The organism is Bartonella sp. W8151 (assembly GCF_016100385.1).
Classification (GTDB): Bacteria; Pseudomonadota; Alphaproteobacteria; order Rhizobiales; family Rhizobiaceae; genus Bartonella; species Bartonella apis.
This window is the reverse complement of the sequence record NZ_JACFSO010000005.1, coordinates 102811-124239: the sequence shown is the minus strand read 5'-3', so window position 1 is coordinate 124239 and position 21429 is coordinate 102811. Positions and strand designations below refer to the sequence as shown.

Below are 21429 nucleotides of genomic sequence, written 5' to 3'. Positions count from 1 at the left end.
TTTGTCAAAACGACCTCGTTGCCTGTCTTGTTAAACGCGCTGGTTTTCGAGCCCCGGCTCGAACTATTGAACTTTTCCCGCCTCGTCTTTTTCGCGATAGTTTTTTAAAGCAGCCTCTTAAACTTTAAAAAACCGGATATTGTTTTTTGAATTTTTAATGATGGATCGTTTCAATCTTCTCTTTTCATTGTGGTTACGATACCTTTTTGAGAACATTCCCGCTTTTTGACAAAGCCGATAGGAAACTTGCCTGAACACTCTTTTCTAAAGCCTGCCTTACGCTTATAAGAATTAAAAAAGCTTTTTGGAGAACAACAATGTCTCAGAAGACCGAACGTCTTTTACCTATTTTGCTTGGACAAAGTGTCATTCCGGTTCTTGTCATTGAACGATTGGGAGATGCAGTGCCGGTAGCACGTGCCCTCGTCGAAGGGGGACTGAAAGCTATCGAGATCACACTGCGCACCCCTGCAGCCCTTGATGCCATTCATGCGGTTTCTGAAGATGTGCCTGATGCCATTGTCGGCGCCGGCACAATTTTAAACGGCGATCAATATGCATCGGCTGAAAGTTCGGGAGCAAAATTTATTGTGAGCCCGGGCCTGACGGGCGAACTCATCGACGCTGCCGAGGATAGCGATATTCCGCTTCTTCCCGGAGCAGTCACACCAAGCGAATTGATGGGAGCACTTGAAGAAGGCTATCAATGTTTAAAATTTTTCCCTGCAACGGCAGCGGGCGGCATTGATTTTGTCAAATCGCTGGCTTCACCTTTTGCCGAGGTAAAATTTTGCCCGACGGGCGGTATTTCGCAAAATAATGCTGCCGATTGGCTGAAATTGCCCAATGTCGTTTGTATTGGCGGCTCGTGGGTGGCACCGAAAAAATTAATTGATGCTGGCGATTTTAAAGCCATTACCGAACTTGCGAGAAACGCAACAAAATTGACGGCCTGAAGAGCCGGTGGGAAGAAACAGCCAAGCTCATTGAAATATAAGAGCTTGGCAAAAATAACCGGACTTGCGGACAAACAGGCAGCATTCGAGCCTTGGAGCCTTGGAGCCTTGGAGCCTTGGAGCCTTGGAGCCTTGGAGCCTTGGAGCCTTGGAGCCTTGGAGCCTTGGAGCCTGTCCAAAAGCAGTCTTTCCCTTCTGTCAATCAACAAAAGCGCGTTCAACCACATAAGTAGCGGGTGCATTATTCGCACCTTCTACAAGGCCGAACTCCCTACACATCGCAGCACAGTCTTTCAGCATTGCCATGGAACCGCAAATCATTGCGCGATCGGTTTCCGGATCAAGCTTTTTCAAACCGGTACGCTTGAAAAATTCGCCACTGCGCATTGTGTCGGTAATTCGCCCCATATGGTCGGAATGCTCACGCGTTGTCATCGGATAAAATTTCAACTGGTTAGAAAATTCGCCAATAAGAGGGTCATTTCTTAGGTCCGCAACAAGTTCGCGCGCATAGTCGAGTTCGGCAACCAGCCGCGTTGTCTGGATAAGAATAACTTCTTCGAATTTTTCATAAGTTTCCGGATCACGAATGAGGCTTGCAAAAGGTGCAACACCTGTGCCTGTCGAAAAAAGATAAAGCCGTTTACCCGGTAAAAGCGCGTCCAATACCAGAGTGCCGGTGGCTTTTTTGCGCATCAGCACGGTATCGCCCACTTTGATTTTTTGCAAATGCTCGGTCAAAGGGCCATTAGGAACCTTGATCGAGAAAAACTCCAATTGTTCGCTCCAGAATGGGCTTGCAATGGAATAGGCACGAAAAACCGGCTTTTCGGCATTGGGTAAGCCGATCATCACAAACTCGCCCGAACGGAAACGGAAACTGTCGGGACGGTTCAATCGGAAACGGAAAAGCCTATCAGTATAATGTTTGACATCCTGTACAGTTAAAGCAAAAACATTTGCCGGTATCGGAAATGAAGACGGCGTGGCAGTCACATTCGAGGCTGCATTGTCGACAGGCGTAGTCATCGGAATTCTTCCTTAATAAACTTTAGCAGATAAACTTGACAAATTTAGGCATGATATAATGCTAAATGGATTATCTGCCAACATCATAAAGCGAAGTTTCTTTATAATAACAAAATTGTTTTCGTCAAATGACAGTTGTAGATAGTCTGTTGTTTATGCAAAATAATTGCTTCAAAGCCGATAGACAAAACGGCTATTGTAACCACATATAGAAAAGCGGAAATGGCCGTTTTGGAATAAACCACATTATGACAGAACAACTCAAATTCGGAACAAGTGGCTTGCGCGGTCTGGTAAGCGATTTAACCGATGATATTATCATGCGTTACACGTGTGCATTCTTGCGACATTTGGAAAAAATCGGCAAGACGAGCAAGGATGCTAGCGTGATTGTCGGCTATGATCTGCGCTCGTCGAGTCCGCATATCAAAAACGTTGTCGTTAAAACAATCGAAGATCAGGGTTTTTCTGTTATCAATGCCGGTGAGGTGCCAACACCTGCCCTTGCGCTTTATTCACTCAATTCTCGCTATCCGGCAATTATGGTTACAGGAAGCCACATTCCCGATGACCGCAACGGGTTGAAATTCTATCGTCCTGATGGAGAAATAACCAAGCAGGACGAGCAGGGCATTGTCAATGAACTTGATAAATCCGGTAAAGGCGGGCATTCGGAAAAAGACACGCCCTATCACCTTGACGAAAACTATCAATCCCCTCCCGTTGTTCCGGATGTTCTTGAACTTTACCGGAAACGCTGTCTTTCCATTTTGCCGAAATCCGCACTTCAGGATATGAAAATCGGCGTCTATCAACACAGTTCCATTGTGCGCGATTTTCTCGTTGAAGTTTTATCAGCTCTTGGCGCAAAAACTGTTGCAATCGGGCGGGCCGACCATTTTGTTCCGGTCGATACCGAAGCATTACGCGATTTTGACAGCAAGCTTGCTCTTGATGCCGTTCGTCAATATGGGCTTGATGCGTTGGTGTCGACCGATGGCGACGCAGACCGGCCATTAATTGCCGGTTCCGACGGAATATTTTTAAAAGGCGATGTGATTGGAATGCTCTCCGCAAAATATCTTTTTGCCGATGCGGTGGTCACCCCTGTCACCTCTACGTCGGCGGTCGAGACAAGCCATTTTTTCGAGCATGTCTATCGCACCTCTGTCGGCTCACCTTATGTTATTGCCGGTATGAAACAGGCATTAAGCGACGGTTATCATACAATTGTCGGTTTTGAAGCCAACGGTGGCGTTCTTTTAGGAAGCAATATTTCAAGCGAAACCTGCGAATTGAAGAAATTGGCAACACGCGATGCAATGCTTCCTATTCTGGCTTTATTAGGATTTGCACAATTGCGCGGCTCTTCCGTTCAGGCGCTTCAGGGTTGTCTTCCACGGCGCTTCACAGCCAGCAACCGGCTTTCCAATATTGACACAGAAAAAGCAAAACAAGTTTTGCATGATCTTGAAGATGCTGCAACATGCGTACATTTTTTCCATCCGCTCGGTAACATCAAACATTGGGATGTGATTGACGGTTTGCGTGTCATCATGGACAATGGCGATATTGTGCATTTCCGCCTTTCCGGTAATGCTCCGGAATTGCGGTGTTACAGCGAAGCGGCCTCGCAAGAACAGGCCGACAAGCTTCTCGAATGGGGGCTTGAAAACATTGCTAGAACCTTGGAGAAAGCATCATGATAAAGGTTATTGCGCATTTTTATATCAAGCCCGAATTGGTTGAAAAGACCGACGCTCTTTTCAAAGAACTCGTAGAAAAATCCCGTAAGGACAAAGGCTGCATTTCCTACGAACTGTTTGAAGTTGAAGGCGATACGGGACACATGGTTTTCATTGAAACATGGAAAGACAAAGGCGCCCTTGATTCGCATAGCAAAACCGAACATTTTGTTCGCATTATCGATGAATTGACAAAGATGAGCTACAAGGAAGCGGTCGTTACTGCCATGACACAGAAGCTTTGACCTCCCTTAATTTCCATTTTTTTACAATTTCTATTTCTTTACAGTTAAAGCGGTATCCGGTTTCATCCGATGCTGCTTTTTTAATATTATCCGCGCCTTTATGTGCTTCAAAAGCACTGTTTTCCTTTCAAGTTCCAGAACGGAAACGACGCGTTGTTTTTAAACAATTCGCTTATCTTTATCATCAACACGCGCGTCAAAACGATATTTTTTGTTAGTTTCTTATTTTGCTGTTTATGAGGTTGTTCTGCTTTAGGCGCTTACGCGATATTTAGCCAATGCTCGATAACCGGATGTGGCCAATGCACGGTCAATTGAAAATTGTTTCAACCTTTCATCACGTGGCTCCACCCTGCATTCGGGCGGAAACTATTCTCTCTTCAAATCGGCTTTTAACATGACGGTTTAACGAAAGAAGAATTCTATTCATCATCCGGTTGCTGTTCGGGCAAAAGCAGATTGAGGATAATTGCCGTAATCCCGCCGGCAGCAAGGCCGGATTTCATAATATCGGCGATAAATGCCGGAAGATGGCTCACAAAAGCCGGTACTTGCGGCACACCGACACCAACGCTCAAGGCAATTGCAATGATGAGAAGCGCACGCCGATCAAGCTTGATTGACGAAAGGATATTGATTCCGGAGGCAGCAACGGAGCCGAACATGATCATGGCAGCTCCTCCAAGAACCGGTTCCGGCATTGCTTGTATGAGGGCGGCAATTTTCGGAAAAAGACCAAGGACAACGAGAATCGCTGCAATCCACAAGCCGACATAGCGGCTTGCAACGCCGGTCAACTGGATAATACCGTTATTTTGCGCAAAGACCGAACTTGGAAATGTATTGAAGAAACCGGCAAGAAGAGAATTGGCGCCATTAACAAGCACACCACCCTTTATTCTTTTCATCCATAATGGCCCGGAAACCGGCTCGCTTGAAATTTTGCTTGTTGCTGTAATGTCGCCAACAGCTTCAAGAGAGGTGACAAGATAAATCATGATGAGCGGAATAAAGAGCGACCATGAAAAAGATAGTCCGAAATGGAGCGGCCTTGGCAAGGCGAAAAGTGCGGAATGTTCAAAACCGGAAAAATCAAGCCTTCCCATAAAGCCTGCCATGGCATAGCCGACACCAAGGGCAAGAATAATGGCACTGGAGCGTACCCATGTAATCGTCACACGGTTTAAAAGAATAATGAGTGCAAAGACCGTGCATGACAAAGCGAGATTTTGTAAGCTTGCAAAACTTCCCTTTTCGCCTAGTGACGCATAACCACCCCCCATACTGACAAGCCCCTCTTTAATCAGGGTAAGGCCGATCAATAGAACCACAATACCGGTGACAAGAGGGGTAATCATACGGCTGATAAAGGGGAGAATGCGCGAAACCGACATTTCGATAAACGAACCCGCAATCACCACACCGAAGACCGCCGACATGACTTCGTTTGCCGGAATACCACTTGCAACCATGGCAGCGGAGCCTGCTGAAAGCGGCCCGACAAAATTGAAACTGGTTCCTTGCACGATCAGCAAACCGGCACCGAAGGGACCAATTTTTTTGCATTGCACAAAAGTTGCAATGCCCGAAATAATAAGCGACATGGATAAAACCATGGCCGTATCTTCCGGCGACACACCGGCAGCACTGCAAATGATAAAGCCCGGCGTAATGATTGGCACAATAATTGCCAATAAATGCTGGAGAGCAGCCAAAAACGCGACAGGCGCGTGAGGATGGTCATTCATTTCAAAAACGAGATCACCCGATTTTTTATGCGTTTTCCGGTTCTCCATCGGCTTTCTCCGTCAGCATAAATGATGCGTGAACATTGAAGGACATTTTCAAGTTAGCGTTTTAGTTGAGGATTGATGAAGAAAGGTCAAGCCTAATTGGCGGGGAATAGCATTTATCCACCAGCAAGCAAGCTTTTTGACCGATAAGAGTATTCATTGATCCCTTGATGATACAATTTTAAAACAGGAAGATTGTCTGGTGTAGTTCTCGCAAGAAAACATCTTGTTGGCTTTAAAACAACAATTATATGCAATAACGGCATTAAATGAAAAACCGGAATGCTATTTGGTCAAAATCCGGATTGGACGAGAAAAATGAATATTGGTGAAGCAGCAAAACAATCGGGTCTTAGCGCAAAAATGATCCGCCATTATGAAGAAACAGGGCTTATTTCACCAGTTCATCGTAGCAGAAATGGTTATCGCGTTTATACCGATGACGATATTCAAACCTTGCGTTTCATCCGCCGCTCGAGACTGCTCGGCTTTTCTTCCGAAGATATCCGCGTTCTCCTCGGATTATGGAAAGATCGTAGCCGCGCTTCAAGCGAGGTTAAAAAACTCGCACTTTCCCATATCAAAGCTTTGCAGGAAAAAATGGACTCTCTTCAGGTGATGATTAATACACTCGACCACCTTGTCCATCATTGCCACGGTGATGACAGACCCGATTGCCCCATTCTGGAAGATCTTGCTGGATCAAGTCATCACTGCCATTGATTGAACGCATGTTAGCTTTTTTGAGTGGGACGCAATTTGCCCCGACTTTTATCAAAGTTTTCGCGTTTTTAGCGTCGTGCAACAAGCGTTTGGCAGAGCATCCCCAAAAAGCCGCGAAAAATCAAAATATAAAAAGTTGTAAAACCGGAATGTCGGTTTGCTTGCTGCACTGCTCATTGCCGCGCATCTAAAAAAACGTATTACTTTTTACGATCAAAAATGTGGGATATCCAAACAGCTATGGATGAAAGTCCGTCAACGCCAATTGAAAACCGGAAACGGTTTTTGGTCTTTGGTTTTAAATAATTTGCACATCTTCAGACTTACGCAAAGTTAAAAGATATTCAAGGCTCTTTCGTCAAAAATTAGCGATTTGAAAGAAAAGACTTTTTATTGTGCGTGAAGAATATTACACATGACACACTAAAAATTGAACGAGATCTGACATGCGTAAAATACTCGAGATCAACGATCTTAAAAAACTTGCCAAACGACGCGTTCCAAAAATGTTTTTTGATTATGCCGATTCCGGAGCATGGACAGAAAGCACTTATCGCGCCAATGAAGAAGACTTTAAAAAAATAAAACTGCGCCAGCGCGTTCTGGTCGACATGACCAATCGCTCGCTTGAAAGCGAAATGATCGGCCAGAAGGTTGCCATGCCTGTTGCTTTGTCGCCAACCGGTTTGGCGGGAATGCAACATGCCAATGGTGAAATGCTGGCCGCTCAGGCTGCTGAAGAATTCGGCGTGCCGTTTACATTGTCGACAATGAGCATTTGCTCGATTGAAGATGTCGCCTCGGTAACCAAGAAACCGTTCTGGTTCCAGCTTTATGTGATGAAAGACCGCGACTTTATTGCCGATCTTATCAATCGTGCCAAGGCTGCCAAATGCGGTGCTTTGGTATTGACACTTGATCTGCAAATTATGGGGCAACGGCACAAGGATTTGCGCAACAATCTGTCTGCCCCGCCAAAATTTACATTAAGAAATCTCTGGCAGATGATGACATGCCCGAAATGGTGCATGGATATGCTGCAGACTGATAAACGGACTTTGCGTAATATTGCCGGTCATGCCAAAAACGTTACCGATCTTTCATCCTTGAGTTTATGGACAGCCTCGCAATTTGACCCGAAGCTTAACTGGAACGATGTCGAATGGATCAAGAAGATCTGGGGTGGTAAACTTATCCTGAAAGGCATTCTTGATGTCGAAGACGCCAAAATGGCTGTCAAAACCGGTGCCGATGCCATTCTGGTTTCAAACCATGGTGGCCGCCAGCTTGACGGCGCACCTTCAACCATTTCGGTTTTGCCTGAAATCGTCGATGCTGTCGGAGATAAAATAGAAATCCATCTTGATGGTGGTATCCGCTCCGGTCAGGATGTGTTGAAGGCCTTGGCGCTTGGTGCCAAAGGCACCTTTATTGGCCGTCCATTTCTTTACGGGCTTGGCGCCATGGGCAAACCGGGTGTCACAAAAGCCTTGGAAATTATCCGTAACGAGCTTGATGTTTCCATGGCACTTTGCGGCAAGAAGAAAATTGCCGATCTCACCCATGATGTCCTTTATGATTTCAGGCCTTCAAAGCCAAAACGCTGAACGAAGAGCTTAATTCGATATTGGATAAGCCGAGCAAAATGCCCGGCTTTTTTCAATGCTTTTACTTTTTTAACGGTGATTTTTTTAAAAGCGATTTTTCTTGGAACTCTAAAAACGATGAAAAGCCAACAATGAAAATTATTTAAAATCCGGCACTGAAACGGCCGGCTTCCACGCAATACATAATCGAAACGAACCTTCAAACAGCAGCAAAGCTGCCTGTTATCCCACTTTTTTCAGTGAAAAAAATCCACATTGAATTCTGGTATAAAGGCTTACTCTTTATTTTACCTGATTTTGCAATTAATCCGATTTTATCATTGATGAGCGTTAAAGAATGCCGATTTCTTGATCGTGGTGATGGCACACGGATTTGCCAAAATGTTCGAGATGTCACGGCATCTTTCAGCACCTCTTTTATGACCCCCTGTTTTAACAGTGGAAGCGGAATGAAATGCCAGCTTAAAATAGCTCATCTTCTGCTTTTCATGAACCGGTTTTCAGTCCAAAAATTGATAAAGCTGATTTTGATGAGCCAAAACGTATAGCAACAATAAAGCCCGAATGAAGCGAACAAATGCTGCTTTCAGAAACGCCCGAACGGCTCACATAATGAGAAGCTCTGGCTGAAACTCGGGCGAGAAGAATAATTCACATAATTTTATTCAACGCTGCATCAAAATAGAGCGAATGGAAAAGGCCGAATGAATGCGCGCAACACCGGGAAGACGTGACAATATCTCCTTGTGAATGGTTTCATAAGCGGCGGCATTTTCTGCTTCCGCACGCAACCAATAATCTGCATCCCCCGTCATCAAATAGCATTCTTTGATTTCCGGATGACGGCGCACGGCCGCCTCAAAACGGTTCAAATATTCTTCCGTTTGTTTTTCAAGTGTAATCTGGATAATGGCAATGAGGCGGTCTTCTCCTTCGACACTTCCCAATATGGCGGTAAACCCGCGAATAACGCCGCTTTCTTCCAATAATTTTACACGCCTCAAACATGCCGAGGGTGAAAGCCCCACTTCGGCAGCGAGATTTGCATTACTCATGCGCCCGTCGCGACGCAACAGGCGGATGATATTACGATCTATTGCATCAAGGTTTTGCATAATATTTCAATTTGTCGGATTTACGCTCAATATTCAACGATAAATATCTATAATGTTTCAAAAATAGATACAACATTCGAATGCCCTTCACATATGATAGGCACAATAAAATGGCAGAAAGCCACGGGAACAATGATAAGGGAACAATGATAAGGGAACAATGCGGGCATCCGGATTTGTAACCGGATTTATCTGGGAAATAATGAAATGGGTGAAATTCAAAACGACAATAAAATTCCGACATTAGCCTATGGGGCAATTCTCACAATCAATCTTGATGCCATTGTCGAAAATTATAACACCATAAAAAAAATGGTTGCTCCGGCACAAAGTTCTGCCATTGTCAAAGCCGACTCCTATGGCCTTGGTGCAAAAAAAATAGCGCCTGTGCTTTATGAAGCAGGATGCCGGTTTTTCTTTGTAGCAGAACTTATCGAGGCATTCCGACTCAAAGACGAGTTGCCGGCCGATGCTTCCATTGCTGTTTTGAATGGCATTTTACCGGGTGCAGAAAAAATAACGTCGGAGGCCGGTATAATTCCGGTTCTCAATTCCTGGGAGGCTATTCTTGACTGGCAAAAATTATGCGCGAGTGAAGCAAAGCGTTTTCCCGCAATCATCCAAATAGACACCGGCATGTGCCGGTTGGGGCTTGATCATAGCGAGCTTTACCGCCTTGTCGCCGATCCGTCGATTTTTAACGACGCGGATATAAAACTGGTCATCAGCCATTTGGCTAAAAGTGACGAGGAAAATAGCCCTGCCAATCCTGCCCAGCTTGAAGCGATGAAAACGGCACTTGCCAAACTTCCGGCTTCCAAAGTTGCATTTGCCGCTTCTGGCGGAATTTTCTTGAAGAGCGACTATCATTTCGACATGGTGCGCCCGGGCATTGCCCTTTACGGTGTAGACCCGCTTGGCAAAAGCCCGACAGTCATCAAACCGGTTGTAAGCCTTGACGCCCATGTTATCCAGACACGCCACGTTCCCGCTGGTTCGGCAATCGGCTATGGCGGAACATTTATAACCGAACGGCCAAGCACAATCACAACAATATCGATGGGCTATGCGGATGGTTGGTTAAGGGCACTCGGCAATAAAGGTTCGGTTTTTTTCAAAGGGCAGCGCGTGCCGATTGTCGGCCGTGTTTCGATGGATTCCATCACACTTGATACAACGCATCTTGGTGAAAACGCACCAAAAGCCGGTGATCTTGTCGAACTCATCGGCAAGCACCAATCGCTTGACGATGTTGCTCGCGATGCCGGCACAATTCCTTATGAAATTCTAACATCTCTCAGTCATCGTTACGAACGCATCTATGTGAAAAATTGCGAGGGAAACAAAAAATGAAAGTGCTTGTTCTGGGAAGTGGTGTCGTTGGTGTAACTTCAGCTTGGTATCTCAATAAATTAGGCCACGAAGTTACGGTCATTGATCGTGAAGAAGGGCCTGCATTGGAAACAAGCTTTGCCAATGCCGGTCAGGTTTCGTTCGGATATACAACCCCATGGGCACAACCGGGGCTGACCCTCAAAGCATTGAAAATGATGCGGCAGGCCAATCCGCCGCTTATTATTCATCCCACTTTCAGCCTCAACCAGATGAAGTGGCTCTTTGCAATGTTTATCAATTGTAATGAAAACCGTTACAAGAAAAACAAAGCCCTGATGGTGCGCGTATCCGACTATGCCGCAAAATGTCTTCAGGAATTGCGCGAAGAAACATCCATCCATTATGACGAACGCATGCAAGGCACAATCCAGCTTTTCCGCGATCCTCATCAGCTTGAAGCGGCCAATAAGGATGTCGAAGTGCTCAAAGCCGATGGCATTGCCTATAAGATGCTTGATAGTGCCGGTTGCGTTGCCGCAGAACCCGGATTGGCGCCGTTAAAAGATAAAATCGTTGGTGGATTGCAAACCCCTGAAGATGAAACCGGCGATTGCCAGATGTTTACAACCAAACTTGCAAAGCTCGCGGCCGATAAAGGGGTTGAATTTTCCTATAATACAATAATCAATAAACTTGATGTTGAAGGCGGTAAAATTACCGGCGTTGAAACGTCACGCGGCTTGATGCATGCCGATGCCTATCTCGTCTCAATGGGGTCTTTTACGCCATTTCTTATTCGCGATCTCGGACTTCATGCGCCAATCTATCCGGTGAAAGGCTATTCCATCACCGTGCCGATTACCGACGAGGCGAAAGCACCGGTTTCAACTGTTATTGACGATATTTACAAGGTTGCTGTTACAAGACTGGGAAAACGTATCCGCGTCGGCGGCATGGCAGAAGTTTCAGGCTATGAAATTAAGCTCAGCGAACCACGCCTGAAAACATTGCAAGAAGCTTTGGAAATGATGTTTTCCGGCTCCTATGATAAAGCCTTCAAGCCTCAGCTCTGGTCAGGTTTACGGCCGGTGACACCTGATAGTGTTCCAATTATCGGTAAAACAAAATATGAAAACCTGTTTATCAATTCCGGACATGGTACTTTGGGTTGGACAATGTCAACCGGAAGCGGCCATTTGATTGCCGATATTATCAGCGGCAATAAGCCCGAAATTGACCCGACAGGACTGGACATCAGCCGGTATCAATAATTTTTCGATCAATTGAGCATTAGATGCGCTGCAACAGCTCTCCTTACCTCGAATAAGGAACCTGTTGCGGCCTTTCATGTGCGCTCTATCCGGTTTGCCTCTTCTAGTCCATGAATTGCATTTTGCGGATTATTCGTTACGTCTTTAGAGGGCTCATTGTTCGTTCGGTTTTCTGTTCCGGCCGGTTATGCGCTTTTCTGTTCCAGACCGTCCGGTTGATTCTTTGCTCCGCTTGCTTACTCTTTTTCAGCGCTTGGCCTATCCGTTATCTTTTAAAAGTTTACTCTTTGTCGCTTCCGAAACTTCCAGAAATTTCATGAGAAATAAACAGAGATAGACGAGGTGAAAAGGCCACTGCTTTCATCTTTCCGTTTTGGCCATGTCACCAATAGTTCTACATCATTGCGGCAGCGCCAAAGAAGGCGCCCCTAAAACCAAAAAGAATAAAAATCCGAACAAAAAACCGAAAAAAGTCCGAATAAAAATCCGAATAGAAAAGCGAATAAAAAACCGGCCGAAGCCGGTTTTTTTTAACGATAGTTGGAAAGTGGAGGACAGGAACAAATGAGGTGCCTGTCACCGGCCACATTATCAATGCGTGAAACCGGCGGCCAATATTTATCTGCCGGATCCTGAGCAGGATCAGGAAGTGCCGCAATTTTACGCGAATAGGCATGTGACCAATTGTCATCAATGGTATCGGCCAGAACATGCGGCGCATTGACGAGCGGATTATCATCCTTCGGCCAGACACCCTCACCTACTTTTTTGGCTTCTTCGGAAATGGCAAGAAGGGCGTTGCACAACCTGTCAATTTCCGATTTCGGTTCGGATTCTGTCGGTTCGATCATCAATGTTCCGGGAACCGGAAACGACATGGTCGGAGCATGAAAACCATAATCGATCAGACGTTTGGCTACATCGTCGACGGTGATGCCGTAATTATCCTTGAGAACACGCGTATCGACAATACATTCATGCGCAACACGCCCTCTTTTTCCTTTATAAAGGATCGGATAGGCCGCAGAAAGCTGTTCTGCAATGTAGTTTGCATTCAAAATTGCATTTTCGGTCGCAAGTTTCAGCCCCTCGGCGCCCATCATACGGATATACATCCATGTGATGGTGAGGATTGAAGCGCTGCCGAAAGGTGCTGCCGAAACAGCATGGCTTGTTGAAAAAAGCGCGTGACCGGGAACGAATGGTTGAAGATGCTTTGAAACACCGATCGGCCCGACACCCGGACCACCGCCGCCATGAGGAATAGCAAAAGTTTTATGCAAATTCATGTGGCAGACATCCGCGCCGACATCAGCCGGACGGGCGAGAGCAACCAGCGCATTGAGATTTGCGCCATCAAAATAGACTTGCCCGCCATTTTCATGAATAATCTTGCAAATCTCTTTGATACTTTCTTCGTATACCCCATGGGTTGACGGATAGGTAATCATCAAAGCAGCAAGATTGTCTTTGTGTTCGACTGCTTTTTTGCGCAAGTCTTCAACATCAACGTCTCCGTCGCCAAGACAATCGACCACAACCACTTCCATACCGGCCATATGCGCCGAAGCCGGATTTGTGCCATGGGCAGAAGCCGGAATGAGACAGATATTGCGATTATGTTCGCCATTTTTGTCGTGATAGCGGCGAATAGCAAGAAGACCGGTATATTCACCTTGTGCGCCGGAATTGGGCTGGAATGAAATGGCGCTGAAGCCGGTAATTTCACACAACCATTTTTCAAGTTCGGAAATAAGCTGCTGATAGCCGCGACTATCGGTCTTCGGTGCAAAGGGATGAAGATTTGCAACCTTCGGCCAGCTCAAAGGCATCATCTCGGCGGCAGCGTTCAATTTCATGGTGCAGGAGCCGAGCGGAATCATGGCGCGGTCAAGTGCCAGATCTTTATCGGAAAGGCGGCGCAAAAAGCGCATCATTTCGGTTTCCGATTGCACTGCATGGAAAAACGGCTGGCTTAAAAAGGAACCATCGCGTTTTTTGCCGAAAAGTTTTGACGGAGCTTTATCAATGAGTGTTGCACCGAAAAGCTTGGCAAGTGCTTTTGCGTCTTCTTCATCCGAAAGTTCATCAAAATTGATGGAAACGGTATCCTTGTCGATAACGCGTATGAGGCGGCCATCACTTTCCGCTTTTTGCTGCAGTTCATGAGCTTTGCCGGAAACATTCACGGTTACACAATCGAAATAATGGTCGCCGGCAAGAGTAAAGCCCGCATCTTTGACACTGTCACCGAACCGGCTTGCAAGATCATGAACGCGATTGGCAATCGCCTGCAAACCTTCCGGACCATGCCAAACAGCAAAAGCTGTTGCCATATTGGCAAGGAGTGCCTGAGCGGTACAAATATTCGACGTTGCTTTGTCGCGGCGGATATGCTGTTCACGCGTTTGCAAAGCAAGACGATAGGCAACCCGCCCTTTGGTATCAATCGACTGTCCAACAATGCGTCCGGGAATCATGCGTGTCAGGGCTTCGCTGACTGCCAGATAACCGGCATGCGGACCGCCAAATCCCATTGGCACGCCGAAACGCTGCATAGAGCCCACAACCATATCGGCTCCCCATAGGGCAGGCGCTTCCATGATTGTCAAAGCCAGGGGATCAGCCACAACGATAACCAATGCACCTTTGGCTTTGGCCTTTTTGATGATATCGCTGTAATCGATAAAACGCCCCTTTGTGTCGGGCCATGGCAAAACGATTGCCGCTGTCTTATCGGTAATCTCGCTCTCTAACCCGATCTCGTAACCTTGTGTTTCAGCCCTTGTTTGAGCTACCGCCAAAGTTTGCGGGTGAAGTTCGCCAAACACCGAAATCGCGGTTTTTTTATTGCGTGAAAAGCGCACCGCAACGGCGTTCGCTTCGGCAAGCGATGTTGCCTCATCAAGAAGCGAGGCTGCCGCAATCGGCAAGCCCGTCAATTCACAGACAAGAGTCTGGAAATTAAACAACATTTCAAGCCGCCCCTGACTGATTTCTGCCTGATAGGGAGTATAGGCGGTGTACCAGGCCGGATTTTCAAAAAGATTGCGTAAAATAACCGAGGGAACAAAAGTGCCATAATAGCCCTGTCCGATAAAGCTTTTATGGAGACGGTTCTGTTCCATCATAGCGTGAAGCTCGTGAAGAGCAGCGCCCTCACTCACAGCTTTTGGCAATTGAAGCGGGTGGTGAAGACGGATTGCGCTAGGCACTGCCTGCTCGACCAGTTCTTCAAGAGAACCGAGTCCCAATTTATGCAGCATTGCCTTTGCCTCTTCGGGCCTCGGCCCGATATGGCGTGATGAAAATGGAAGTTCCTGCATTTTATTATCCAATCATTGCGACATAACCTGCCGCATCCATCAAGCTGTCGAGCTGGCTTGCGTCAGAAATTTTCATCTTCCACAACCAGCCTTCTTTTTCTGCCTTCTGGTTAACGAGTGCCGGGCCGTCGCTCAAAGCTTCATTGACTTCGCTAATTGTGCCATCAACCGGTGAAAAAACGTCTGATGCAGCCTTGACCGATTCGACAACAGCGACAGAATCGCCCTTTTTGACCGTGCTGCCGACTTCCGGCAATTCGACGAAAACAAGGTCGCCAAGCTGCTCCTGAGCATGGTTTGTGATGCCGACCGTTGCAAGATCACCATCAAGACTGATCCATTCATGATCTTCGGTGAAATACAGTTTAACCATGTGTTTTATCCTTTAAAATAACGATGTTCGACAAAGGGAAGTGTGTGGACAACAAGCGGTATTTTCTTACCGCGAACTTCAGTTTCAAGCTCGGTTCCGGCTTTTGCTAGGTCGATTGCAACATAACCCATTGCAACCGGACCATTGAATGACGGGCCGAAACCGCCTGATGTAACATGACCGACGAGTTTGCCCGTCTTGTCAAAAATTTCTGCACCGGCGCGCACCGGTTGGCGTGTTTCAGGCATCAAACCAACGCGGCGACGTGTTGCACCATTTTTCAATGCTTCGAGAAAAGCCTTGGCACCGAAAAAATCGCCCTTCTCACGTACCGGTTTGGTAACCGCCCAGGTAATTGCCGCTTCAACCGGATTGGTTTTTGCGGTGATGTCGTTGCCATGAAGGCACAAGCCCGCTTCAAGTCGCAGACTGTCGCGTGCGGCAAGGCCGATCCATGTTACGCGCGGGTCGCTCAACAATTTTTCGGCTAGTGCTTCAGCTTCACCGACGGGCAGACCGATTTCAAATCCATCCTCGCCGGTATAGCCCGAACGTGTCATAAACCAGTTTTTCTTCGGCTCGAAACCATGCATGAAATGAAGTTCATTTCCCGGTAAGCCTGCTTTTTTGATAACATCGGCAGCCTCCGGCCCCTGAAGTGCCAGAAACACGCGTTCAAGCGGTTCGATTGTGCAGTCAAACCCGTGCGCGCGTTTTTGAAGTTCGGCAATATCGGCGTGCGCATTGCCGGCATTGGCAACAACCATGAAACGTTTCTCGCCAAGACGGGTGACAATGAGATCGTCAAGGATGCCCGCCTCTTCATTCAAAAGGTAGTTATAACGTGACTGGCCGATTTGCAGTGCTTCGGCGTCAAGTGGCAGGGCTTTTGACAAAAAGTCGGCTGCACCATTTCCTTCAACCAGTATCAGTTTCATATGAGAAATATCGAACAGACCCGCATGGGCACGTGTATGCAAATGCTCTTTCATAACGCCGAGCGGGTAAGTGAGCGGCATGTTCCATCCGGCAAAATTGCCGAATTTGGCTCCGGCTTTTTCATGCATATGAAAAAGCGGCAAAGTTTTAAGGTCTTCTTGAGAGTTGCCCATAAATTGCTCCGAGGTTGCGCCAATAGATACACAATGCATCTATTTCACACCCCTCTGTCTTGAGCCTGAGAGACTTGTGGAAAGCTCTCCCCTCCACTTACACCTTCGGCGCGGGACAAACCCGACTTTCCAGAGCTGTCTTGATCTTTTTACGGTTCCTTGTGCCTGAGAGATTACGGGCTGTTTTCCCCTTCGGCGGCCAAAACACGGTTGACTGTATTTTTACACTCTCCCGCAAAAAGATGAGAAAGGGTTAAATTTACCCCTCCCTGACATAAAGCCGGTTCTAGCCGATCTTCAAAGTGAAGTCATCCTCAAAAAATCATCTCCCCCGACTAAGTCGGGATATTTAACCCATATGTTCATAACAATTCCCCATATGTTCATGACAATTTATTGTGATAATAAAGCTAAAATAATTTAGTTTTCTTCAAACTCTTAATGATTGATCTTGCTGCCAAGGTAAAATCCCAAAGCTGTCGCGAAAAGACAAAAGACGACAGAAATAATAATATTGAAAAAAGCCTCACCGACTGCACCTTTTTTCAAAAGTTCGAAGCTCTGCAAGCTGAAAGAAGAAAAGGTCGTAAAGCCACCACAAATCCCCACCATGACAAAGAGCCGGATATTCTCGCTCACCGGCCATTTTGCCTCTGCAAGAGTGATAACGCCAAAAAATGCGATCACAAAAGACCCGACAATATTGATAAGAATTGTTCCCCATGGCAGATTTTTACTGACCGGAACCATGAGGAGCGATAACCAGTAACGTAAAACCGTGCCCAGTGCACCGCCAAAAGCCACCCATAATGTTGCAGTCATCGGATAATCTCCTTAAAGGAAGGGAAAATATTTCAACTCCAGCATCAAATAAAATGCCGAATTGGAAATTAAATGCAGTAAATTAGCATGACGATTTAAAACAGAATGCCCAAAAAAACAAAATAAAGGACTAAAAATGCCAGCGGGAAAACAGGAATTATTGGATTTTCTAAAAACACTTGGCATTCATGTCAAAACAACAACCCATCCGGCTGTTTTTACAGTCAAAGACGGCGAGGATATTAAAAAAAGCATCGCCGGCGCCCATACCAAGAATCTGTTTCTGAAAGACAAGAAGGGACATTATTTTCTGGTAACATTGGGTGCCCATTCGGTTGTCGACCTTAAACATCTTCATGATAAAATCGGTGCATCGGGGCGCCTTTCCTTTGGCAGCCCTGAAAAACTTTCCGAATATCTCGGCCTTTATCCGGGTGCGGTCAGCGTTTTCGGTCTGATAAATGACAAGGAAAATCATGTGACCTTTATTCTTGATAAGGCCCTTTACAATCACCCCGTTATCAATTGCCACCCGATGACCAACGAAGCTACAACGTCGATTGCGCGCGAAGATCTTGTAAAATTTGTCCGCGCCACAAATCATGAACCGCTTATTATTCAGGTTTCAGAGGAAGAGGGTTGAAATTCGCACCCTCAGGCACGATTTTGAGGATAGAACGAACAGACATTTCGTAAGAAACAGGACTTGAGAATGAGTGACAATCCCTTTGCGCCACAAGGCGGGCAAATGAATGCAAATGTAAATCTGGCCAATCAAACAGGCGGAGCAGATAATTCTGTCATCAAGGATACAACAACGGCCGATTTTTCAAAGGATGTCCTTGTCGAATCAAAAAAGCAACCTGTTATCGTCGATTTTTGGGCAACATGGTGCAACCCGTGCAAGCAATTGGGGCCTGTTCTTGAAAAAGTTGTCCGGCAAGCAAAAGGTGCTGTCAAACTCGTCAAACTCGACATTGATAAACATCCGGCTATTCCCGGACAGATGGGAATACGTTCCGTACCTGCCGTCATTGCCTTTGTTGATGGGCACCCTGTTGACGGTTTCATGGGGGCGGTGCCGGAAAGCGAAGTCAAGAAATTTGTTGCAAAACTAACGGGCAACGAAAAAGAAGCAGCAATTGACGAAGCTTTGGAGACAGCCAATGAATTGCGCAAAAGTGGCGATGTGACGGGTGCGGCTACTTTTTATGCGCAGGTTTTAAAACAGGCGCCCGATAACGTCACAGTTATCGCCGCTTTTGCCGATATGCTTGTCGAGCATAACGAAATTGATCAGGCCAAAGGCATTCTCAAAGCTGTACCGGACGCTAAAAAGTCCGACCCGACAATTCGCGCTGTCGAAGCGAAAATCGCCCTTAAAGAGGAAACCGCAAAATTGGGCGACCCGACAGCTTTGAAAAAACGCATTGCTGAAAATCCTAAAGATTATCAGGCTGCTTATGATCTTGCTCTTGTTTATAATGCCGAAAACAAGCGCGACGATGCGGCCGATCTGTTGCTTGGCATCATGAAAGCGGATAGGGCTTGGAATGATGACGGAGCAAGAAAACAATTATTGCAGTTTTTTGAAGCTTGGGGCGCCATGGATCCGGCGACATTGACCGCGCGCAGAAAACTGTCATCTTTGTTGTTTTCTTGATAAGGTGCTTTTTGCGTTCCCATCAAGACTTTATCATTATCGGGACGTTGAAAATGCGTCTCCTTAAAAATTTTACAAACCTTTAAGGCTCTGGACGATAAAAAACAATGAAAGCTGGAAATGCCCATTATATTCAGGTGAAAGACCTGCCCGACGAAATCGGTCTATTTCCGCTTGAAGGGGTTCTTCTTTTGCCAAATGGCTATTTGCCGCTTAATATTTTCGAGCCGCGTTATCTGGAACTCGTTGAAGACGCAATGAAGGGAAACCGGTTGATCGGCATTATCCAGCCCGAACCGGAATCAAAGAATCCCGAAAAGCCGGAGCTTTATAAAACCGGCTGTATCGGGCGCATCACAAGTTATGCCGAAACGGGGGACGGCCGGCTGATGATCGGCCTACAGGGTGTTTGTCGTTTCAAACTTCAAAAAGAAATTGCAAGTGACAAACCTTACCGGATTGCAAAAATTTCGATTGATGAGAGCGATCTTGTAGAACTGGATACAGGTGATAAAATCAATCGCGAAGAGCTTCTTGATACTTTTGAAAAATTTCTTGATGCCCACGAAATGGAAGCCGATTGGGATTCGATCATGCAGGCACCAACAGAATCACTCGTCAATGCGCTTTCTATCATGGCGCCTTTCGGAACCGCCGAAAAGCAGGCACTTCTTGAAGCACCCGATATTGTCGCCCGCGCGGCGACCCTCGTTGCTCTGACAGAACGCTCGCTTATGGAACACAGTGGTGATGAAAAACCGCTCAATTGAATGCCATTAGCGGTTTGAATAATTGGACATGGACTGATGGTAACATATACGACCGACCCGAAAATGCTTGAACTCCTCATATGCCCTGTAACAGGGGGCGAGCTTCACTATGACAAAGAACGGCAGGAACTTGTTTCCAAAAAGGCGAGGCTCGCTTTTCCTATTCGTGACGGCATACCGATTATGCTCGCCTCCGAGGCTCGCCCGTTGGAAGAAAACGAAATATAATTTTTCCAAAACCTTGTTTCGCTTTCGAAAGAGCATGCTATAACGTAAATTGTGGTCACATTATTCCATTCAAGGCGGGTGATCCTTTATATTGTTATCGAGACCGCCTGGAATTTTGTTGTCCAATCGTTTTGATTATTTGAGAGGGCACAATCATTATGGCTTCCAGAAAACTCTTTCTTCTTCCCGGAGACGGAATCGGCGTTGAGTCGATGGCCGAAGTTAAAAAAATCATTGCTTATATGGATAAAGAACTCGGGCTTGATTTCGAATGTGAAGAAGGGCTTGTCGGGGGTGCCGCTTATGATGCTTATGGCACGGCAATTTCCGAAGACGATATGAAACGGGCTTTGGCAGCCGATGCTGTGCTTTTTGGCGCTGTTGGTGGTCCAAAATGGGCAAAAGTACCTTATGAAGTAAGACCCGAAGCCGGGTTGTTGCGGCTGCGCAAGGATCTCGGTCTGTTTGCCAATTTGCGACCGGCCATTTGCTACCCCTCGCTTGCTTCTGCCTCGTCGCTTAAACGCGAACTTGTTGATGGACTTGATATTTTGATAATACGCGAGCTCACGGGCGGCGTCTATTTCGGCGAGCCGAAAGAAATTATCGAACTCGATCATGGGCAAAAACGCGCAATTGATACCCAGATTTATGACACTTACGAGATTGACCGCATTGCAAGGGTTGCTTTCGACCTTGCGCGCACCCGCAAAAACAAAGTGACGTCTCTTGAAAAACACAATGTCATGAAAACCGGCATTCTCTGGAACGAAGTCGTTACAGAAGTCCATGACAAGGACTATAAGGATGTAACGCTTGAACATATGCTGGCCGATTCCGGCGGCATGCAATTGGTGCGCGCGCCCAAGCAGTTCGATGTTATTGTGACCGACAATCTTTTCGGCGACATTTTCTCCGACATTGCAGCTATGCTCACGGGTTCGCTCGGCATGTTGCCTTCTGCCTCGCTGGGAGAAGAAGACAAGAAAACCGGCAAGCGCCATGCGCTTTATGAACCGGTTCATGGCTCTGCTCCCGACATTGCCGGAAAAGGCATTGCCAATCCTATCGCAATGATCGCGTCACTTGCTATGTGTCTGCGCTATTCTTTCCTCATGGGGGCAGAAGCCGACCGGCTGGAAAAAGCGATTTCTGCCGTTCTTGATGATGGTGTGCGCACAGCCGACATTTATTCGGAAGGCATGAAAAAAGTTTCAACCAGTGAAATGGGGGATGCCATTTTGCAAAAATTCAAAACCATGGTTGCATGAAACCTGCTTTCCTGACGGGATTGATGAATGGACTTTCGTGAAAAA

At 46.5% G+C, this 21429-nt stretch carries 19 protein-coding genes and 1 riboswitch; of the genes, 12 read left to right on the top strand and 7 right to left on the bottom strand.

Annotation, left to right across the window (positions count from 1 at the left end; translation table 11 throughout):
- The first annotated feature begins 317 nt into the window (after nucleotides 1–317).
- A complete protein-coding gene (locus H3V14_RS10645) occupies nucleotides 318–956 on the top strand; it encodes a 2-dehydro-3-deoxy-phosphogluconate aldolase (protein ID WP_075914996.1) in 639 nt (212 codons plus the stop codon).
- A 198-nt stretch (nucleotides 957–1154) separates the two neighbouring features.
- On the opposite strand, the gene H3V14_RS10640 is transcribed toward H3V14_RS10645, so the two are convergent.
- The gene (locus H3V14_RS10640) at nucleotides 1155–1985 is read right to left on the bottom strand and encodes a ferredoxin--NADP reductase (protein ID WP_198228548.1); all 831 of its coding nucleotides are present in this window, start codon (nucleotides 1983–1985) and stop codon (nucleotides 1155–1157) included.
- Between the two features lie 248 nt (nucleotides 1986–2233).
- Between H3V14_RS10640 and H3V14_RS10635 the strand changes: the two genes are divergently transcribed.
- Both H3V14_RS10635 and H3V14_RS10630 read left to right on the top strand, forming a co-directional pair.
- Nucleotides 2234–3691, top strand: coding sequence for a phosphomannomutase (locus H3V14_RS10635; protein WP_198228546.1), 1458 nt, complete (start codon nucleotides 2234–2236; stop codon nucleotides 3689–3691).
- The gene (locus tag H3V14_RS10630; protein WP_198228543.1) at nucleotides 3688–3975 is read left to right on the top strand and encodes a putative quinol monooxygenase; all 288 of its coding nucleotides are present in this window, start codon (nucleotides 3688–3690) and stop codon (nucleotides 3973–3975) included. The genes H3V14_RS10635 and H3V14_RS10630 overlap by 4 nt, the downstream gene beginning before the upstream one ends.
- A 422-nt stretch (nucleotides 3976–4397) precedes the next feature.
- On the opposite strand, the gene H3V14_RS10625 is transcribed toward H3V14_RS10630, so the two are convergent.
- A complete protein-coding gene (locus H3V14_RS10625; RefSeq protein ID WP_198228541.1) occupies nucleotides 4398–5771 on the bottom strand; it encodes a nucleobase:cation symporter-2 family protein in 1374 nt (457 codons plus the stop codon).
- A 315-nt stretch (nucleotides 5772–6086) separates the two neighbouring features.
- Between H3V14_RS10625 and cueR the strand changes: the two genes are divergently transcribed.
- Together cueR and H3V14_RS10615 are read left to right on the top strand one after the other, a co-directional pair.
- On the top strand, nucleotides 6087–6491 hold the full coding sequence (gene cueR, locus H3V14_RS10620) for a Cu(I)-responsive transcriptional regulator (protein ID WP_198223237.1): 405 nt from the start codon (nucleotides 6087–6089) through the stop codon (nucleotides 6489–6491).
- A gap of 446 nt (nucleotides 6492–6937) precedes the next feature.
- The gene (locus tag H3V14_RS10615) at nucleotides 6938–8098 is read left to right on the top strand and encodes an alpha-hydroxy acid oxidase (RefSeq protein ID WP_075915000.1); all 1161 of its coding nucleotides are present in this window, start codon (nucleotides 6938–6940) and stop codon (nucleotides 8096–8098) included.
- A 665-nt stretch (nucleotides 8099–8763) separates the two neighbouring features.
- Here the strand turns inward: H3V14_RS10615 and H3V14_RS10610 are convergent.
- Nucleotides 8764–9213: an Lrp/AsnC family transcriptional regulator gene (locus tag H3V14_RS10610; RefSeq protein WP_075869179.1), complete on the bottom strand. Its 450-nt coding sequence runs from the start codon at nucleotides 9211–9213 to the stop codon at nucleotides 8764–8766.
- A gap of 207 nt (nucleotides 9214–9420) precedes the next feature.
- Between H3V14_RS10610 and alr the strand changes: the two genes are divergently transcribed.
- Both alr and H3V14_RS10600 read left to right on the top strand, forming a co-directional pair.
- Nucleotides 9421–10566 (top strand): alanine racemase, encoded by a 1146-nt coding sequence (gene alr, locus H3V14_RS10605; RefSeq protein ID WP_198228539.1) that lies wholly within the window; start codon nucleotides 9421–9423, stop codon nucleotides 10564–10566.
- Nucleotides 10563–11819, top strand: coding sequence for a D-amino acid dehydrogenase (locus tag H3V14_RS10600; protein WP_198228537.1), 1257 nt, complete (start codon nucleotides 10563–10565; stop codon nucleotides 11817–11819). The genes alr and H3V14_RS10600 overlap by 4 nt, the downstream gene beginning before the upstream one ends.
- Nucleotides 11820–12349: 530 nt before the next feature.
- On the opposite strand, the gene gcvP is transcribed toward H3V14_RS10600, so the two are convergent.
- From gcvP to crcB, 4 genes are all read right to left on the bottom strand, one after another.
- On the bottom strand, nucleotides 12350–15145 hold the full coding sequence (gene gcvP / locus H3V14_RS10595) for an aminomethyl-transferring glycine dehydrogenase (RefSeq protein WP_198228534.1): 2796 nt from the start codon (nucleotides 15143–15145) through the stop codon (nucleotides 12350–12352).
- Between the two features lie 4 nt (nucleotides 15146–15149).
- Nucleotides 15150–15518 carry a glycine cleavage system protein GcvH gene (gene gcvH / locus H3V14_RS10590; protein WP_198228532.1) on the bottom strand — a complete coding sequence of 123 codons (369 nt, stop codon included), beginning with the start codon at nucleotides 15516–15518 and terminating at the stop codon, nucleotides 15150–15152.
- Between the two features lie 5 nt (nucleotides 15519–15523).
- Complete coding sequence (gene gcvT / locus H3V14_RS10585; protein ID WP_198228530.1) at nucleotides 15524–16630, bottom strand: glycine cleavage system aminomethyltransferase GcvT; 1107 nt, start codon at nucleotides 16628–16630, stop codon at nucleotides 15524–15526.
- Nucleotides 16631–16674: 44 nt separating this feature from the next.
- Nucleotides 16675–16773: riboswitch (glycine riboswitch) on the bottom strand.
- A gap of 295 nt (nucleotides 16774–17068) precedes the next feature.
- Complete coding sequence (gene crcB / locus H3V14_RS10580) at nucleotides 17069–17452, bottom strand: fluoride efflux transporter CrcB (RefSeq protein ID WP_198214629.1); 384 nt, start codon at nucleotides 17450–17452, stop codon at nucleotides 17069–17071.
- A gap of 136 nt (nucleotides 17453–17588) precedes the next feature.
- Between crcB and H3V14_RS10575 the strand changes: the two genes are divergently transcribed.
- The 5 genes from H3V14_RS10575 (at nucleotide 17589) to leuB (ending at nucleotide 21384) form a co-directional block, all read left to right on the top strand.
- On the top strand, nucleotides 17589–18095 hold the full coding sequence (locus tag H3V14_RS10575; protein WP_198228528.1) for a prolyl-tRNA synthetase associated domain-containing protein: 507 nt from the start codon (nucleotides 17589–17591) through the stop codon (nucleotides 18093–18095).
- A gap of 69 nt (nucleotides 18096–18164) precedes the next feature.
- Nucleotides 18165–19115, top strand: coding sequence for a thioredoxin (gene trxA / locus H3V14_RS10570; protein ID WP_198228526.1), 951 nt, complete (start codon nucleotides 18165–18167; stop codon nucleotides 19113–19115).
- A gap of 107 nt (nucleotides 19116–19222) precedes the next feature.
- The gene (locus H3V14_RS10565) at nucleotides 19223–19885 is read left to right on the top strand and encodes an LON peptidase substrate-binding domain-containing protein (protein ID WP_198228524.1); all 663 of its coding nucleotides are present in this window, start codon (nucleotides 19223–19225) and stop codon (nucleotides 19883–19885) included.
- A 36-nt stretch (nucleotides 19886–19921) separates the two neighbouring features.
- A complete protein-coding gene (locus H3V14_RS10560; RefSeq protein WP_075915009.1) occupies nucleotides 19922–20113 on the top strand; it encodes a Trm112 family protein in 192 nt (63 codons plus the stop codon).
- Nucleotides 20114–20271: 158 nt separating this feature from the next.
- On the top strand, nucleotides 20272–21384 hold the full coding sequence (gene leuB, locus H3V14_RS10555) for a 3-isopropylmalate dehydrogenase (protein ID WP_198228522.1): 1113 nt from the start codon (nucleotides 20272–20274) through the stop codon (nucleotides 21382–21384).
- The last annotated feature ends 45 nt before the right edge of the window (nucleotides 21385–21429 follow it).